Raw genomic sequence first — 17,918 nt, 5'->3', positions numbered from 1 at the left:
GACAACAGGAGACCGCATGAAACGCATCGTATCGCTCGGCCTTGCCGCCGCCCTCGCATTCGCCGCCCCCGTATTCGCCCAGCAGCCGGCTGCCGCGCCCGCCGCGCCGGCCAGCGCCGTCAAGGCCAATCCGGCCGACGTGGCCAGCGTCGACGCCATCGTCGCCGCCCTGTACGACGTGATCTCCGGCCCGGCCGGCCAGCCGCGCGACTGGAACCGCATGCGCTCGCTGTTCGCGCCGGAGGGTGGTCTGCGCGCCGTGGCCCAGCGCCCGGACGGCAGCATCGTCACGCGCCACATGTCGGTCGAGGACTACATCAGCCGCAACAGCCCGGCGTTCGAGAAGATGGCCTTCTTCGAGCGCGAGGCGGCCCGCAGCAGCGAGCAGTTCGGCCAGATCGTGCACGTGTTCAGCACCTACGAATCCCGCCACGAGCCGAAGGGCGAGCCTTTCCAGCGCGGGATCAACAGCATCCAGCTCTACAACGATGGCCAGCGCTGGTGGATCGCCAGCGTGCTGTGGCGCGGCGCCGATGACAAGCTCAAGCTGCCGGAGCGCTACCTGAAGAACAACTGACAGGCACGGCTGGCGCCGGATGTGTCAATTCCGGCAAAACGGCCTAGAATGGATTCTTTAGCCACAGCGCACAGCCAAGATGCTCAACGATTCCAATTTCGAGATCAGCACCGACCGCCGCCGCCTCGATGTCGCGATGATCTACCGCTTCCTGAGCGAGGAGTCGACCTGGGCGGTCGGCATCTCGCGCGATATTGTCGAGCGCTCGATCGACAATTCCCTCTGCTTCGGCGGCTTCGTGGACGGGCGCCAGGTGGCGTTCGCCCGCGTCATCACCGATTACGCCACCTTTGGTAACATGGTCGACGTATTCGTGCTGCCGGAGTACCGCGGCCATGGTTATTCGAAACGGCTGGTGCAGGCCATCGTCGACCACCCCAGCCTGCAGGGACTGCGCCGCTTCATGCTCGCGACCAGCAATGCGCACGGCCTGTACACCCGCTTCGGTTTCACGCAACTGGCCAAGCCTGAAACCATCATGGAAAGATACTTTCCGAATATCTACCTCACCTGAGCGGCCTCAACACGGCGACATCCTTCTGCAATCAGGCTTACGATTGAACGCAAGGAGGGAGGTAGCCGTGTTTCGAAACATCGTTCGTATCGCGTTGGCTGTCGCCGTCTTCATCTTCGCCAGCGCCGCGCAGGCCGCGGAGCCTGCCGCCACCAAGGGATCGCTTGTCATCATCGGTGGCAATCTGCGTCCCGACAATGCCGCGGTGTGGGAGCGCATCGTGCGCCTCGCCGGCGGCAAGAACGCACGCATCGCCGTGTTCGCATCGGCTTCCGCCACGCCGGAACGCACCGGCAAAATCCTCGTCAACCGGCTCAAGCTCTACGGCGCCGACGCCTTCTTCGTCCCCATCGCGGTCAAGATGAGCGGCACCGATTACCGCACCCTGTCCGAAGACCCGATCGTCGCGGACCAGGTGCGCGAGGCCGGCGGCGCCTTCTTCGCCGGCGGCGACCAGGAACGCATCACCACCGCGCTGCGGCGCCCGGACGGCAGCAATTCGCGCGTGCTCGATGCCTTGTGGGAGATGTACCGCGGCGGCGGCGTCATCGCCGGCACCAGCGCCGGCGCAGCCATCATGAGCAGCACCATGTTCGGCGAGCCGAAGACGGTGCTGGCCACGCTCAAGCTGGGCGTCGAAGACGGGCGCGAGATCGCGCAGGGCCTGGGCTTCGTCGGCGACGACGTGTTCATCGACCAGCACCTGCTGGTGCGCGGCCGCTTCGCGCGCATGCTGCCGGTGATGCTGGCCAAGGGCTACACGCTGGGTCTCGGCATCGACGAGAACACGGCGATGGTGGTGAACCCGGCGCGCGAAGTCGAGGTGGTCGGCTACAAGGGGGCGCTGGTGGTGGACCTGTCGCAGGCCTCGTCGAGCGACGGCCCCTTCAACGTCAGCAATGTGCGGCTCAGCTACCTGGACAACGGCGACCGCTTCAACATCTCCACCGGCGCGATCACGCCATCGGCCGACAAGATCGACGGCAAGCTCGATCCGGCCAAGCCCTACTACCGCGAGCCGCTGTTCTCGGCCGACATCCTCGGCAACAGCACGGTGGTGGATTTGATGTCGAAACTGATCGACAGCGACCAGCGCGAGGCGATCGGCCTGTCGCTCGGCAGTTCCGCCGCGGTGCAGCCGGACCTGGGCTTCGAGTTCAAGCTCACCCGCACCCCCGACAGCATCGGCTACGAGTCCGCCGTGACCGAATCGTACTCGGTCTACAACATGCGGCTGGACGTGCGGCCGATCGAGGTGCGGCGGCCGCTCTACCAGTACGTGGACGGCGCCGGCACGGAGCGGCTGCATGTTGCAACTATGGCAGGAAATTGATTGCGTATTGACGCCGCATCTGTATAACATAGCCCGACAATCACAGTCGGGGAGCGACCATGAAACTGCATACGGTGCTGGCCAGCGGCGGTATCGCCGCCGCGCTGGGGCTGGCGTTCGCGGCGGTCTATGCGGAGCGGCCGGAATCGTTTGATCCCTTGTTCGACAGCGGCGCCATGTGTGGCGCTCCCCCGGGCGGCGCCGCGCCCCTGCTGAAGAAGCTCGTCCTCGCGCAGGCCGAAACGCGCCCGTTCAAGCCGGGCCGGCAGCGCGCCGCCGCGCCGGAAGCGGGGATGCCGCCGCTGTACGACAATCTCGGCAGCCTGCACATGGCGGTGACCACCACAAGCCCGAAGGCGCAGGCCTACTTCGACCAGGGTCTGCGGCTGGCCTATGGCTTCAACCATGCGGAAGCGGCGCGCGCGTTCAAGGCGGCACAACGGCTCGATCCCAACTGCGCCATGTGCTACTGGGGCGAAGCGCTGGTCCTCGGCCCCAACATCAACGCGCCGATGTTCCCGGAAGCGGTCGCGCCGGCAGCTGCGGCTGCGGCCAAGGCGGTCAAGCTGGCGGGCAGGGCCAGCGCGCCCGAGCAGGCGCTGATCCGCGCGGTGGCTCGGCGCTACCAGGCCAAGCCGCCCGACAGCCGCGCGCCGCTCGACCAGGCCTATGCCGACGCCATGGCGGACGCCGCGCGGCGCTTCCCGGACAACGACAATATCCAGGTGCTGTACGCGGAAGCGCTGATGGACCTGTCGCCGTGGGACTACTGGGAAGCCGGCGGCGCGAAGCCCAAGCCGCGCGCGGCCCCGATGATCGCGGCGCTGGAGCGCGTCCTCAAGCGCAATCCCAGGCATGCGGGCGCGGAGCACTACTACATCCACGCGATGGAGGCGTCGACCAAGCCGGACAAGGCGCTGCCCGCGGCGCGCGCGCTGGCGCAGCAGATGCCGGGCGCCGGCCACCTGGTGCACATGCCCTCGCATATCTACTACCGAGTCGGCATGTACCGCGACGCGCGCCAGGCCAATGTCGACGCCATCGCGGTCGACGAGCGCTACTTCCGCACGTCGGCCAGCGACCCGGTCTATCGCTCCGCCTACTATCCGCACAATGTGCACTTCCTGATGGTGTCGGCGCTGATGGGCGGCGACGGCAAGTCCACGCTGGACGCCGCGGCGCGCCTGGACAAGTCGCTGGATGACGCGGTCGTCAAGCAGTTCGCGGTGATGCAGCCGGTGAAAGCCGCGCCGTACTTCGCGCACGTGCAGTTCAGCAGCCCGGACGTGCTGGTCGCGCTGCCGGATCCGGGTGCGGACTTCCTGCTGGTGAAGGCGATGTGGCATTACGCCCGCGCCGTCGGCTTCGCGCGCAAGGGAGAGCTGGACGACAGCCGCAGGGAGATCAACACGCTCGCCTCGCTGGAAAAGACCGGCGACTTCAAGCAGCTGACGGACGAGGGCGTCCCGGGCCGCGAGATCGTGCGCACCGCGCGGGCCGTGGCCAGCGGCCGGCTCGCGGACGCCAGTGGCGACCTGAAAGGCGCGATCATCGCCTACGAGGAAGCGGTCGCGGTGCAGGACGCCTTGCCCTACATGGAGCCGCCGTACTGGTACTACCCTGTGCGCCAGTCGCTCGGCGTGGCCCTGCTGCGCGCGGGACGCAGCGCCGAAGCCGAGCAGGTGTTCCGCGAATCGCTGGCGCGCACGCCGAGCAACGGCTGGGCGTTGCGCGGCCTGATCGAGGTCTATCGCCAGCGTGGCGACGCCAAGGCGCTGGCGGCGGCGCAGAAGCGGTTTGCGAATACGTGGCTGGGGCAGGAAGGGGAGCCGGCTTTGTCCCTGCTGTAGGCGGACCTTGCTCCTGGTTGCGCTTTATTCCTTCGATCGCAAAACACATGGAATATCGTACCGTGTTTGACGTCGCCGAAGCTGGCTACAAAACCTGGACTGCTCCTGCATTCGGCCTGATTTTTGTTGTGGCCGGTGGCGTGCTGGTCGCGAGGCGCAAGAATCTTGGCGGCTGGTGGAGCAAGCATCCAAGAGTAAGCGCTGCATTCGCCTACTACATGTTCGGCTTTGCGGTCCTGTGGACGGTGGGTGTATTCATATCGACGTACAGCGAGTACTTGTCACTCTCAAAGGCACTCTCTACCAACAATGTTCGGGTTGTCGAGGGCGTGGTTAGCAATTTCAAGCCTATGCCGAAGTCAGGGCACGCTATGGAACGGTTCTGCGTATCAGGAACATGCTTCGAGTACTCTGACTATATGGTCACAGGAGCCTTTAACAATACGAGCTCCCATGGCGGCCCTATTCACGAGGGTATGCTGGTTCGTGTGTCCTTTGTTCGTAATTCAATCGTCAAGCTCGAGGTTGCGAAATGACGCGACCGCAGTAAGCAAGCCGGACCAGCCGGATTAAAATATCGGCGTTTATAACTTCGCAAGGAATGACGATGCGTCGTTTCACGTCCCGACTGCTTGCCTCCGGTTTGATGTTGGCTGCCACTGCCGCCTGCGCCCAGCAACCCGCCACCGTCCGCGTCGACTACGCCCACAGCGGCAATGCGCTGTCCGACCAGTACGCGCTTGAACGCGTGCTGATCGAGCCGCTACCCTGGCCGGGCGACATGAGCAAGCCCTTCGACGACACCAACCGCGGCCAGAACCGCCTCGAAGTGGCGGATGCGAAGACCGGCGACCTGCTGTATTCCCGCGATTTCTCCACCGTGTTCGGCGAGTGGAAAACGACCGAGGAAGCGAACCGCATCAGCCGCGGCTTCCACGAATCGGTTCGCTTCCCCAAGCCCGACCGACCGGTGCGCGTGCGCATCCTCAAACGCGATGACCGCAACGCGTTCTCTGTGGCGTGGAGCGTGGTGGTCGACACCGACGCGCAGGACGTGATCCGCAAGCAGCCGCCGGCGCAGGCCAAGCCGATCCCGATCCGCGTGAGCGGCCCGTCGCCGCGCAAGGTCGACCTGTTGATCCTCGGCGACGGCTACACCCAGGCCGAGATGGGTAAATTCGAAGCGGACGCCAAACGCCTCGCGGCGCACTTGTTCGAGGTCTCGCCGTTCAAGGAGCGCGCCAACGATTTCAATGTGTGGGGGATGGCCGTGCCGACCCAGGAGTCGGGCGTGTCGCGGCCCTCGACCGGCGTGTATCACGCGTCCGCGCTGGGTGCGCGCTACGACGTATTTGGCAGCGAGCGCTATGTGCTGGCGCTGGACAACCGCGCGCTGCGCGACATCGCCCAGTACGCGCCCTACGAGTTCATCGAGATTTTGGTGAACAACGAGACCTACGGCGGCGGCGGCATCTTCGGCCAGTTCAGCACCGCGGCCGCCGGCAACGCCTGGGCCAACTACCTGTTCGTGCACGAGTTCGCGCACCACTTTGCGGGCCTCGCCGACGAGTACTACACCTCGCCGGTGGCCTACCAGTCGAGCGGCGAACGAATGGAGCCGTGGGAGCCGAACGTGACCGCGCTGCGCGATCCGGCCAAGCTCAAATGGCGCAAGCACGTGAAAGCCGGCACGCCGCTGCCGACCCCGTGGCCCAAGGCCGAGTACGAGGATTACTCGCGCGCCTACCAGAAGCAGCGCGCCGCGCTGCGCGCCGCCAACGCGCCCGAGGCGGCGATGAATGCGCTGTTCGACGAGGACCTCAAGCACACCAACGCCCTGTTCGCGAAGCAGAAATACCACGGCGTGGTGGGCGCATTCGAGGGCGCGAATTACGAGGCGACCGGCTACTACCGTCCGGCAATGCAATGCATCATGTTCGACCGCAGCGATCAGTTCTGCCCGGTCTGCCAGGACGGGATCAGCGACATTATCGACCTGTACGCAAGCAAACATTGACTGCTAGAAGTGGCGGCACGGAGCGTGCGCTGGCGAACAGATTTTCCTTTTTTCGGAATATATGCTGGGCCCTGAGCTTGACAAAAAAACACGCCGGCGCGCCGCCGGCGCAGGCCCAAACCATTCATATCGGAAAAGGAAATAACCATGAATAAATTGCTCGCTACGCTCATCAGCGGCCTGTTCGCCGCCAGCGCCTTCGCCCAGACCACGGCGACCCAGCCCAGCCAGCCAGTCCGCACCACGCCGCCGATCAACTCGACCACGCCGGCCAACCAGTCCAGCACCGTGGACCCGTCCATGAACAACGGCGCCATGAGCCAGCGCGGCATGAACGCCGCCGGCACCACTTCCAGCGCCACCGATGCCCAGGTCGAAGCCGACAAGGGCGTGCAGAAAGCCGAGGAGAAAGAGGCGAAAGTCGACGCCAAGGCCGACAAGAAAATGAACAAGGCTGCCGAGAAGGCATCCAAGAAAAAATCCAAGGCCCACCAGAAAGCCGCCGACAAGGAAGCCAAGGCCAACGAGAAAGTAGCGAAGGCCGACGCCGCAGACAAGCCGAAGGCCGAGGCCAAGGCCGAGAAGAAAATCGCCGACGCCAACTACGACGCCACCAAGAAGTCGATCAAGGCTGACGAGAAACTGAACAAGGTGAAGGCCGAGACCGATGCCGACAAGGCCAAGGCCCACGCCAAGACCGAAGAGAAGCGCGCCGAAGCGGCCGCCGACATGAAGAAGTAATTTTCCGCTCCAATCAGCGCGGCCCGGACCGGGATTTCCCCCGGTCGGGCCGCGTCGTTTTTTTATGTAGATATTTCGATAATTTTGCAAGACCTGATGTAAGAAGTTGTGAGAATCTGACACATTTCCAGATGGTCAATTTTGATGTCATTTGGAAAATTCTCACGATTTTCTCCTATGAGAGCCCTGCCAAAACCCGCTCCCGCGTGACACAGTTTTTGCGGCATGCATACGCGAACTGCATTTGCGCAAAAATATTTTCGATGCACGATTGACCAGCTCAACATTTGGACCGTAGACTGAATTGCATGAGCTCGGTTGTCATCGGGCTGTCACCAACGCAAGGGGAGCTTCGCACCATGATGTCGAATCGATCCATTCGCTGTAGGCCGGTCATGCTCCCAGTCCGGCCTGGTCCTTACCTGCCGGTCGCGCCTCCGCGCTGAGCACCGCTTCCTGAAATTCCAGTCTTGATTTTTCCATCCTGTTCCGTACGCGGAACAGGCATGGTGCGGCATTCGCTCGCCCGGCTTCGTCACGCCGGTCGGACGAACAGGCTGCCATGCACACAGTGATCCTGATGCAAGGCAGCCGCAGGACGGTCCTACCCGGGACCGATCATTCTTATAAGACGAAACGGAGAAGAAGCAAATGAGACTTAACAAGAAACTCGGCCTGCTCGTAGGCGGCCTCGTGTTCGCAGCCGTCAGCCACGCAGGTCCGGTTCAGGTGAACGGCAATTCCCAGTTCAAGCCGACCGGTAAAGGTTGGGGTGAGCTGGACAACGTGGCGAGCGCAAATTCGGACGGCCAGGCCGGCGGCGCCGCCAACAAGGGCACCACCAACAACCTGACCCTGCATACCGGCAATCCGATGACCGGCCCGATCAAGATGTACTACATCTGGTACGGCACCGCCTGGGATGCGCCGTCGCAGAGCCTGCTGACGACCTGGGGTAACGCCATCGGTGGTTCGCCTTACTTCAACATCAACACCACCTACTACAACCACTCCAACGTCCATGTGTCGAACAGCGTGACCCTGGCTGGCCAGACCAGCGTGGGCTACACCTACGGCACCAACCTGACCGACGCCAACATCCAGCAGATCGTGGCCGACGCGATCAACGCCGGCAAGGTGCCGAGCGACACCAGCGCCGTGTACATGGTGTTGACCGACAAGACCGTGGGTGAATCCTCGGGCTTCTGCACCCAGTACTGCGGCTGGCACACCCACGGCACCATCAACGGCGCCGACATCAAGTACGCCTTCGTCGGCAACGCCGAAACCCAGTGCGCATCGGCTTGCGGCGCTACCTCGCCGTCCGTCAACAGCCTGCCGGGCGCCGACTCGATGGCTTCCATCATGTCGCACGAACTGGAAGAAGCGGTCACCGACCCGCAACTGAACGCCTGGTACTCGAGCTTCACCGGCAACGAGAACGGCGACAACTGCGCATGGAACTTCGGCACCACGTCGACCGCTTCGAACGGCGCGAAGTACAACCAGACCATGGGCGGCAAAAACTTCCTGATCCAGCAAAACTGGGTCATCGCATCGACCCAGAAGTGCCTGCAACACTATCCCTGAGTAGTGTTTGGTCTGGCGAAGTAAGCTAGACTGGGACGGCAGCCGCGGACTTGTTCCGCGGCTGCCGGTTTGCGTTCAACTTTTGCCGATGCCTATGAAACGACTGTATATTCTTGCGGCCTCGCTGGCCTGTGCGAGCGCGATTGCGGGTGGTCAGGCCGAGGTGCCGAAGCGCGGGGTACCGACCATGACACGCAATGTGCTGACCTTCACAACCCTTGAAAACGATTGGGCCGACGCCGTCGCGAGGCACGACACCGCCACGCTCGACAAGCTGGTCGCGGACCGCTTCGAGCTGCGCAGCAGCGCTGCGCCTGGCGTGCCGACGCCGCGTGCGGAATCGCTTAGGCAATCGCTCGCACTGGCGCCGTTCAAATCGGCGGTCACCCAGATGGCGGTGCACGAGTACCCCGACCTGATGGTGGTGAGTTTCCTGTGGACCATTGATTCCACCGATACGAGTCTGGCGAAAAAGGTGTTCGTTGTGGACACCTGGAAGCGCAACGGCGACGGCTGGCAGGTCGCGGTGCGCTATGCTTCGCCGGTTGACGTGACGACCCGTGTTCCCGGCGCGGCGCCGGCGGCGACGCAGGCAATCGAGAAGAAGTACTGATGCGCAGCACCGGACTGCTTGACGTCGTGTTCGACAGCAAGCTCGCACTCGGCATCGCCGGCGCCGCCGCGGTGGCGGTCGGCGTGTATGGGGTGGTGTTATGGCAGCGGCCGGCGGAAGCCCCTGCGGACGCGCCGGCGAAGGCCGGTTCGTGGAACGATCCGGTCGGTCCTGGCCTGCTGCGCAGCGCATCGCCTGCGGCCCCGGCTTTCGATATGCAAGTGCCGCGCGATGCCAATATCGCCGTCGATGCGCTCGGCCACCTGGTCCCGGACCTCGCCTTGCGCAAGTTGATGGACGGCTTTCTCGTCAAGTCCAAACCATCCGACCGCCAGGCCATGCTGGCGCAGCTGCGCCAGTTCGTCACCGGACGCCTGCGACAACCCGCCGCCGGCGAAGCCGACCACCTCGCCATCGCCTACGACGCCTATCTGCAGGAAGAAGCGCGGATGGTGGCGAGCGAACGTTTCAGCGCGCCCGATCCTGGCGGCCTGTCAGACCAGCAAGTGCAACACCTGCTGGCGTGGCAGCACGACCGCGCCCGCTTGCGCGAGCGCATGCTGGGGGCGACGGTTGCCGCCGCCTGGTTCACTGAGGAAGACGTCAACTGCACCGACGCGCTGAACGAATGGGAGAAGCAGCTTGCGCCGCCGGGAGACGATGACTCCGCCGAACAATTCAATCGCCGGCGCTGGGGCGACACGCTTGCCCGGCGCCGCAACGACAATGCACAGGCTTGCGCGGCACAGATCGCCCGATCGATCGCGCCGCACGGCTGACAGGAGACAAGAATGGAATGGAAAAAAGCTGCGCTGGTGCTGGCCGCCGCGCTGGCGAGCGCACAGCTGCAGGCGGAAACGCCGGACGAGGCGCGCATCAAGCAGGTGGTCGAGCCGCGCATGGGCAAGAATGTCAAAGTGGACGCGGTGACGAAGACGCCGTACGGCGGCCTGTACGAGGTGCGCACGGGCGGCGACATTTTCTACACCGACGAGACGGCGCGCTACATGTTCGTCGGGAAGGTCGTCGACCTGACCACGCTGAAGGACCTGACGCGCGAGCGGATGGACACGCTGGCGGGCATCCCCAGCTTCAACGACCTGCCGCTGAACCTCGCGATCAAGACGGTCAAGGGCAACGGCTCGCGGGTGATGGCGGTGTTCGAGGATCCGAACTGCCCATACTGCAAGAAGCTGCACGCGACGATGAAGAACGTCGACAACGTCACTGTGTACACCTTCCTGCTGAATATCCTGTCGGACGATTCGACGGTCAAGGGCCGCGATATCTGGTGCGCGGCTGATCGGTCCAAGGCGTGGGAGCAGTGGATGGATGAAGGGAAGGCGGCGCCGGCGGCAAACTGCGCCACGCCGAACGACCAGGTGATCGCGCTGGCGCGCAAGCTGCATGTGATGGGCACGCCGACGGTGTACTTCTACGACGGCACCCGGACCATTACCGGCTTCGATGTGGCGACCTTGAATGCCAGGCTGGATGCGTCGAAGCCGAAGTCGTAAAAGCTGAGTAGAGCTGCCGTTTAAAAACGTCGTCCCCGCCTGCGCGGGGACGACGTTGTTTGGTGTTTGGGTAGCTTAGACAGCCTTCGCCACATCCCCTTCGGTATAACGCGGCGCCAGGTCCTGCGCCTTCACCTTCTGCACCAGCGGCTTGCCCTTGCGCGCGCGCTTGCCGAAGTGCGGCTCCAGGTCCTTGCCGAACAGTTCCACCGTGCGCGGCTTGGCGCCGGCCCAGGTGCCCAGCACGTTCACGCCGCGCGCGCTGATCGGCTGCACCGCCAGCAGCTTCTCCTTCGGCTCCAGCTCGATCAGGATCACGCCGCGGCCGCCGTTGGTCAGCGTCTTCATTTCGTCGAAGCCGAACACCAGCACGCGGCCTTTTTCCGACAGGCAGGCCACCGCGCCGGCATTCTCCATCACGATGCGCGGAGCCAGCGGCACCGCACCATCGTCCAGCGTGATAAACGATTTACCACCTTTCAGGCGGCTCACCATGTCGCCGGCCTTGGCGATGAAGCCGAAGCCGTTGGACGAGGCCAGCACCAGGCGCGTGTCCGCCTTGCCCGCGAAGTAGTGCAGGATCCGCACGCCGCCCGACAGGTCGACCAGCGTCGACACCGGCACGCCATCGCCACGCGCACCCGGCAGCGCCGACACCGGCACCGAATACACCTTGCCGTTGTCGCCGAAGCCCAGCAGCGTGTCCACCGTGCGGCACTCGAAGGCGCCGTACAGCGAGTCGCCGGCCTTGAAGGTGAACTGCGCCGGATCGTGGCCAATGCCGGTGCGCGCGCGCACCCAGCCCTTCTCCGAAATGATGACCGTCACCGGCTCATCGATCACCTTCTGCTCGGCCACCGCCTTCTGCGCTTCCTCGATCAGCGTGCGGCGCGCGTCGCCGAACTGCTTGGCGTCCGCTTCGATCTCCTTGACGATCAGGCGCTTCATCGACGACGGATTGTCCAGGATGTCCTGCAGCTTTTCCTTCTCCGAACGCAGCTCCGCCAGCTCCTGCTGGATCTTGATCGCTTCCAGTCGGGCCAATTGGCGCAGGCGGATCTCGAGGATGTCCTCGGCCTGGCGATCGGTCAGCTTGAAGCGCGCGATCAGCGCCTCTTTCGGATCGTCCGAATTGCGGATGATGTGGATCACCTCGTCGATGTTCAGCAGGACCGTCTCGCGGCCTTCGAGGATGTGGATGCGGTCGTTGACCTTGCCCAGCCTGTATTCGGTCCGGCGGCGCACGGTGACGAAGCGGTAGTCGATCCACTCCTGCAGGATGTCGGTCAGGCCTTTCTGGCGCGGACGGCCGTCGCCGCCGATCATCACCAGGTTGATCGAGCTCGAGGTCTCCAGCGAGGTATGCGCGAGCAGCATGTTCATGAACTCGGCCTGGTCCTGGTTCTTCGACTTCGGCTCGAACACCAGGCGCACCGGCGCTTCGCGGCCGGATTCGTCGCGCACCGTGTCGAGCACCGACAGGATGGTCTGCTTGAGCGCGGTCTGTTCCGGCGTCAGCGTTTTCTTGCCGAGCTTGACCTTCGGATTGGTCAGCTCCTCGATCTCTTCCAGCACGCGCTGGGCCGAGGTCCCCGGCGGCAGCTCGGTGACCACGGCCTGCCACTGGCCGCGCGCCAGCTCTTCGATCTTCCAGCGCGCGCGCACTTTCAGCGAGCCGCGGCCGGTGCTGTACATGTCGGCGATCTGCGAGGCCGGCGTGATGATCTGGCCGCCGCCCGGATAGTCCGGTCCCGGCATGTAGGTCATCAGCTCGGCGTGCGTGATCTTCGGATTCTTGATCATCGCGACGGTGGCGTCGGCCACTTCGCGCAAATTATGCGAGGGGATCTCGGTCGCGAGACCGACCGCGATGCCGGAGGCGCCGTTCAGCAGCACCATCGGCAGGCGCGCCGGCAGGGTGCGCGGTTCATTGGTCGAGCCGTCATAGTTGGGCTGGAAGTCGACCGTGCCCATGTCGATCTCGTCCAGCAGCAGGCGCGCGATCGGGGTCAGGCGCGCTTCGGTGTAGCGCATCGCCGCGGCGCCGTCGCCGTCGCGCGAGCCGAAGTTGCCCTGGCCGTCGATCAGCGGGTAGCGCAGCGAGAAGTCCTGCGCCATGCGCACCAGCGCGTCGTACACCGACTGGTCGCCGTGCGGGTGGAGTTTACCGAGCACGTCGCCGACCACGGCGGCCGATTTGCGCGGCTTGGCGGTCGGGCCCAGGCCCAGTTCGTTCATCGCGTACAGGATGCGGCGCTGCACCGGCTTCTGGCCGTCGGACACGTCGGGCAGGGCGCGGCCCTTCACCACCGAGACCGCGTAGTCGAGGTAGGCGCGCTCGGCGAAGGTCGACAGGGTCAGGGTTTCGGCGTCGTCGCCGGGTTCGTTTTGCTGTTCGAAGAGGTTTGCTTGAGTGGACATAGTTCTTTGTTCTGTCTGTGTTCGAGGCTGGCTAATCGTTGACGGTGCAGTGCTGCTAGCGTTCTATGGGTTCCCGCCTACGCGGGAACGACGGCTTTGGAGTTAGCTTATGAATCGTCGTCCCCGCGAAGGCGGGGACCCATAGACCGCGCGAACGGCCGCATAATCAGATGTCAGCCTCCGTCTCGTTCCCGTGCTCCTCGATCCAGGCGCGCCGCGCCGCCGCTTCGCCTTTACCCATCAGCATATTGAAGCGCGCCGCCGACTCGGCGAAACCGAAGTCGCCGAACGCCACCGGCAGCAGGCGCCGCGTGTCCGGGTTCATGGTGGTCTCCCACAGCTGCTCGGCGTTCATCTCGCCCAGGCCCTTGAAGCGCGAGATGCCCCACGCGCCTTCCTTCATGCCTTCCTTCTTCAGCTTGTCCTCGATCGCCAGCAGCTCGCCGTCATCCAGCGCGTACAGCTTCTGGATCGGCTTCTTGCCGCGCGCCGGCACGTCCACGCGGTACAGCGGCGGGCGCGCCACGCAGATGTGGCCATTCTTGAACAGGGCAGGGAAGTGCTTGAAGAACAGCGTCAGCAGCAGCACCTGGATGTGCGAGCCGTCCACGTCCGCATCGGACAGGATGCAGATCTTCCCGTAGCGCAGGCCGGTCAGGTCCGGGCTGTCGTCCTGGCCGTGCGGATCGACGCCGATCGCCACCGCGATGTCGTGGATCTCGTTGTTGGCGAACAGGCGGTCACGCTCGGTTTCCCAGGAGTTGAGCACCTTGCCGCGCAGGGGCAGGATGGCCTGGAATTCCTTGTCGCGTCCCATCTTGGCCGAGCCGCCCGCCGAATCGCCCTCGACCAGGAACAGCTCGTTGCGCGTGATGTCGCTCGATTCGCAATCGGTCAGCTTGCCCGGCAGGACCGCGACGCCGGACGATTTCTTCTTCTCGACCTTCTGCGCCGAACGCATGCGCGACTGCGCCTGCTTGATCACCAGGTCGGCCAGCTTCTTGCCGTGCTCGACGTGCTCGTTGAGCCACAGCTCCAGCGAGGGACGGGTGAAGGTCGCGACCAGCTTGACCGCGTCGCGCGAGTTCAGGCGCTCCTTGGTCTGGCCCTGGAACTGCGGGTCCAGCACCTTGGCCGACAGGACGAAGGAGACGCGCGCGAACACGTCTTCCGGCAACAGCTTGACGCCCTTCGGCAGCAGCGAGTGCAGCTCGACGAAGCTCTTCACGGCGCCGAACAGGCCTTCGCGCAGTCCCGATTCGTGGGTACCGCCGGATACCGTCGGGATCAGGTTCACGTAGGATTCGCGCACCACCGTGCCCTCTTCGGTCCAGGCCACCACCCACGCCGCGCCTTCGCCTTCCGCGAAGCCGTCGTCGCCGCCGGTGGCGAACTGCGCGCCCTCGAACACCGGGATCACCGGCTGGCCATTGCTGACCTGGGCCAGCGCCTCGTTCAGGTAGCCGCGCAGGCCCTCGTCGTAGCGCCAGGTCTGGACGTCGCCGGTCTTGGCGTTGGTGAGCGTGACGGTCACGCCCGGCAGCAGCACGGCCTTGGAGCGCAACAGGCGCTGCATCTCGGCCATCGGGATGTTGGGCGAGTCAAAATACTTCGCGTTCGGCCAGGCGGTCACACGCGTGCCGGACTTCTTGCCGTCGCGCGGGGCCGGGCGCGAGACCAGCGGTTCGACCACGTCGCCGTCGGCGAAGGCCATCTCGTGGTAGCCGTTGCCGGCCTCGTCCTTGCGCCACACTTCAATCTTCAGGCGCGTGGACAGCGCATTGGTGACGGACACGCCGACACCGTGCAGGCCGCCGGAAAACGCGTAGGCGCCGCCCGAGCCCTTGTCGAACTTGCCGCCGGCGTGCAGGCGGGTGAACACGATTTCCACCGTCGGCACGTTTTCCTCGGGGTGCAGGCCGACCGGGATGCCGCGGCCGTCGTCCTCCACCGTCACCGAGCCGTCCGCGTTCATCGTCACGCCGATGTTGCGGCAGTGGCCGCCAAGCGCCTCGTCGGAGGCGTTGTCGATCACCTCCTGGATGATGTGCAGCGGGTTTTCGGTACGGGTGTACATGCCCGGTCGCTGCTTGACCGGTTCCAGTCCTTTGAGGACGCGGATGGATGATTCGCTGTAGTCGGTTGCCGGTTTTTTAGTCGCCATGCTGGATCTTTATTTGTACGGATGCTCGCGCATTCTAGCTTGTCGTCGGGAAAATATCGAAGCCGGAAGCTTTCCGGGCTTGTTGTTTTGCCCAATCGCGACTAGATTGGACTTTTTGGGGACGCTGGTTCAGGGTCCACGCCATGCATGCTGCAGCCAAACCGACGTTTGCGGTTCGCCTGATCGGTTTCGACCCGGGGGAGGGCACGCAGCTGGCCGCGGCGCTGGCGGGCTCGCCGGCCGCGGGACCGGCGTATTTTTGCCTCTTGGACGAGAGTTTGCAAGAGCCGGACGTATTTCTCGCCAACGGCGACGACGGTGCTGCCCTGGCGCAACTGGAGTCGGTACGGCCCTGCCCGGTGCAGCCGGCGCTGGTGATCGGGAGCGGGGCGCGGGATTGCGGCTGGCCGATCCTGGACAAACCACTGGACGGCGTGCGGCTGCACCTGATGCTGACCCAGCTGATGACCCGGCGCGAGCAGGCGCTCGGACAACTGGCCGAACCCGGCAAGCCGGTGGCGATCGACCGCCGCCGCCATCCGCGCCTGGGCGACGATGCCGTTGCCGCGTCCTACGATAGCAGGCGCCGGCCGCCGCCTTCCGGCGCGGTGCTCATCATCGACAAGGGCGGCTCCTTCCGCGACCACGTGGCCGAGGTGCTGCCCAGCCGCCGCGCGCCGGTCGAGTGGACCGACAGCGCGCCGGCGGCGGTGCGGCTGTGCGACGAGACGCCGGTGTCGCTGGTGATGATCAATACATCGACGCCGGGCATCGATCCGTATGCGCTGTGCAGCGTGATCAAGAAGCAGTCGGGGGCGGAGCGGACGGCGGTGGTGTTTCTCGTCAGCCGCAGCTTCGCCTATGACAGCGGGCGGGCGCGCGACGCCGGCGTGCGCGGGCTGCTCGACAAGCCGGTGGCGGACCGGCATCTGGTGGCGGCGCTGCACAAGCTGCTGTCGCTGCCGGCTTAGCGGTTTTGGAGGACGACCGCGAACACCGGAACTTCGACTTCCCCTTCGCAGCGTCCAACTTCCTGCTCGGCTTCGAGCATGCGGAGATGGGCGCCAAGCGCCAGGCGGCGCACGTAGTCGATCGAATGCGCATAGCGCTGCGAAGGCGTGAGGGCAAAATCCTGCTCCGTGCCCGCCTCCACGGTAAAGCAGAACAGTCCATCGGGACGCAATGCCCTGGACACCTGCGAAAAAACTTCCGCCAGGTCGCCGATGTAGACGAAGACGTCGGCAGCGACGATCAGGTCATAACGCGCCTGCGAATTGGACAGGAACGAGCCCAGATCGGCGCACGCAAGATGGTCGTACAGCCCGCGATCGCGTGCGCGGTCGAGCATCCCTTGCGACAGGTCGACGCCTTCGAGGCGGCGCGAGTAGGCGCGAAGGCTGGGCGCGAACAGTCCGGTGCCGCAACCCATGTCCAGCGTATCCATCTGTTCCGACACGAGGTGCCGGCGAATGGCGGCGTCGAGCAGTGCGGGAACGCGGTACTTCAGGTTCTCGACCAAGTGCCGGTCGAAATGACCGGCATACTGGTCGAACAGCGTTCTCACATGACCGCTCGGCGGTTGCGCTGGCGCCTGCCCGACGCCCAGCGAGGCAAGGGCGTACGAAATTTCGTCGGGTGCCGCTCCTTGCGAGAGCGCCAGCTGGTAGGCGGCAACAGCTTCGTCCATGCGCTGCAGCGCGCGCAAGCTATTGCCGCGATATTGATGCGCCAGCGGGTATTGCGCTTGCAGCTGGATCGCGCGGTCATAGCTGTCCAGTGCTTCTTCAAAGCGCTGGAGCCTTTGCAGGGCGGTGCCACGCGAGCACCAGGTTTGCGGCCGCATCGGATCGATGTCGATCGATTTGTCGTAGCTGAGTACTGCTTCATCAAAGCGCTGCAGGTTCTGCAAGGCATCGGCGCGTACGGACCAGGCCTGGGCATACCTGGGCCGTGCGCGCAGCGCGCGGTCCGCGCTCGCAAGGGCGTTCGCCGCGTGCCCGGCATCCTGCAGCAGGATGGCCAGATGGCAGTGCGCTTCCGGATAAGCCGGATCGATCTCGAGCGCCGCTTCGTAGCTGCGCGTCGCTTCTTGCAGCCGGCCCAGGCCGCGCAGCGTATTGCCGCGGTTGCAGATCGCGAGGACGTAATCCGGCTTGAGCGCGATCGCCCGGTCGTAGCTGGCCAGCGTGTCGTGCAGGCGCCCAAGGTCGCGCAGGGCGGCGCCAAGATTGCAGTGCGCCGCCGCCGAGTCCGGGCGTACCTCAAGCGCACGTTCGATCAGGCCGACGGCGGATGCCGGGTCGCCGAGCTGGCGCGCGGCCACGCCCAGCAGATGCAGTGCATCGAAATGGTCCGGGGCGATGGCCAGGACCCGCTGATACCGCTCCCGCGCGGCCTCCAGCTTGTTTTGCCTGTGCAGGCCGAGCGCCTCCTGCAGCAGCGAAGCGATCATGTCACCCTTGGAGTTCGGTCCTTCCTTCATGCTTCGATCTTAGCCGAAGCATCGCCGGCCTACAAACCCGTACAGTGGCATTTCCAGCCACGAGGGCAGCTCCCGCCTGCGCGGGAGCGACGGTTGTGG

15 protein-coding genes are annotated in these 17,918 nt (G+C 64.8%); 12 read left to right on the top strand and 3 right to left on the bottom strand.

The features are described 5' to 3' along the window. Positions 1-16 precede the first annotated feature (16 nt). The 11 genes from NX778_RS19725 (at position 17) to NX778_RS19675 (ending at position 10,752) form a co-directional block, all read left to right on the top strand. On the top strand, positions 17-577 hold the full coding sequence (locus NX778_RS19725; RefSeq protein ID WP_258813503.1) for a hypothetical protein: 561 nt from the start codon (positions 17-19) through the stop codon (positions 575-577). A gap of 79 nt (positions 578-656) precedes the next feature. Then, a complete protein-coding gene (locus tag NX778_RS19720) occupies positions 657-1,091 on the top strand; it encodes a GNAT family N-acetyltransferase (protein WP_258813502.1) in 435 nt (144 codons plus the stop codon). Positions 1,092-1,158: 67 nt separating this feature from the next. Then, positions 1,159-2,424 carry a cyanophycinase gene (locus tag NX778_RS19715; protein WP_258813501.1) on the top strand — a complete coding sequence of 422 codons (1,266 nt, stop codon included), beginning with the start codon at positions 1,159-1,161 and terminating at the stop codon, positions 2,422-2,424. A gap of 59 nt (positions 2,425-2,483) precedes the next feature. Continuing rightward, positions 2,484-4,274: a tetratricopeptide repeat protein gene (locus NX778_RS19710; RefSeq protein WP_258813500.1), complete on the top strand. Its 1,791-nt coding sequence runs from the start codon at positions 2,484-2,486 to the stop codon at positions 4,272-4,274. Between the two features lie 47 nt (positions 4,275-4,321). Next, positions 4,322-4,810 carry a hypothetical protein gene (locus NX778_RS19705; protein WP_258813499.1) on the top strand — a complete coding sequence of 163 codons (489 nt, stop codon included), beginning with the start codon at positions 4,322-4,324 and terminating at the stop codon, positions 4,808-4,810. A gap of 110 nt (positions 4,811-4,920) precedes the next feature. Next, positions 4,921-6,291, top strand: coding sequence for an IgA Peptidase M64 (locus tag NX778_RS19700; RefSeq protein WP_258813498.1), 1,371 nt, complete (start codon positions 4,921-4,923; stop codon positions 6,289-6,291). A 147-nt stretch (positions 6,292-6,438) separates the two neighbouring features. Beyond that, a complete protein-coding gene (locus NX778_RS19695; RefSeq protein WP_258813497.1) occupies positions 6,439-7,032 on the top strand; it encodes a hypothetical protein in 594 nt (197 codons plus the stop codon). A gap of 651 nt (positions 7,033-7,683) precedes the next feature. After that, positions 7,684-8,622, top strand: coding sequence for an EXORDIUM family protein (locus tag NX778_RS19690; RefSeq protein ID WP_258813496.1), 939 nt, complete (start codon positions 7,684-7,686; stop codon positions 8,620-8,622). A 94-nt stretch (positions 8,623-8,716) separates the two neighbouring features. Further along, entirely contained in the window at positions 8,717-9,235 is a 519-nt protein-coding gene (locus NX778_RS19685; protein ID WP_258813495.1) for a nuclear transport factor 2 family protein, read from the top strand. Next, on the top strand, positions 9,235-10,014 hold the full coding sequence (locus NX778_RS19680) for a hypothetical protein (RefSeq protein WP_258813494.1): 780 nt from the start codon (positions 9,235-9,237) through the stop codon (positions 10,012-10,014). Before NX778_RS19685 ends, NX778_RS19680 begins: the two co-directional genes overlap by 1 nt. Before the next feature lie 12 nt (positions 10,015-10,026). Next, positions 10,027-10,752 (top strand): DsbC family protein, encoded by a 726-nt coding sequence (locus NX778_RS19675; protein ID WP_258813493.1) that lies wholly within the window; start codon positions 10,027-10,029, stop codon positions 10,750-10,752. Positions 10,753-10,827: 75 nt separating this feature from the next. Here NX778_RS19675 and parC read toward each other — a convergent pair whose 3' ends face one another. Continuing rightward, complete coding sequence (parC, locus tag NX778_RS19670; protein ID WP_258813492.1) at positions 10,828-13,173, bottom strand: DNA topoisomerase IV subunit A; 2,346 nt, start codon at positions 13,171-13,173, stop codon at positions 10,828-10,830. Positions 13,174-13,339: 166 nt separating this feature from the next. Further along, positions 13,340-15,337 (bottom strand): DNA topoisomerase IV subunit B, encoded by a 1,998-nt coding sequence (locus NX778_RS19665; protein ID WP_258813491.1) that lies wholly within the window; start codon positions 15,335-15,337, stop codon positions 13,340-13,342. 143 nt (positions 15,338-15,480) lie between these two features. On the opposite strand from NX778_RS19665, the gene NX778_RS19660 reads away from it, so the two are divergent. After that, a complete protein-coding gene (locus tag NX778_RS19660) occupies positions 15,481-16,308 on the top strand; it encodes a response regulator (protein ID WP_258813490.1) in 828 nt (275 codons plus the stop codon). Here NX778_RS19660 and NX778_RS19655 read toward each other — a convergent pair. Beyond that, positions 16,305-17,789: a tetratricopeptide repeat protein gene (locus NX778_RS19655; protein ID WP_258813489.1), complete on the bottom strand. Its 1,485-nt coding sequence runs from the start codon at positions 17,787-17,789 to the stop codon at positions 16,305-16,307. The two genes, NX778_RS19660 and NX778_RS19655, sit on opposite strands and share 4 nt — an antisense overlap. Between the last annotated feature and the right edge of the window lie 129 nt (positions 17,790-17,918).

Origin of the sequence: Massilia terrae (assembly GCF_024753145.1) — a bacterium.
Classification (GTDB): domain Bacteria; phylum Pseudomonadota; class Gammaproteobacteria; order Burkholderiales; family Burkholderiaceae_D; genus Telluria; species Telluria terrae.
Note: the sequence above shows the minus strand (reverse complement) of the source record. Positions and strands in the feature narration are given on the sequence as shown.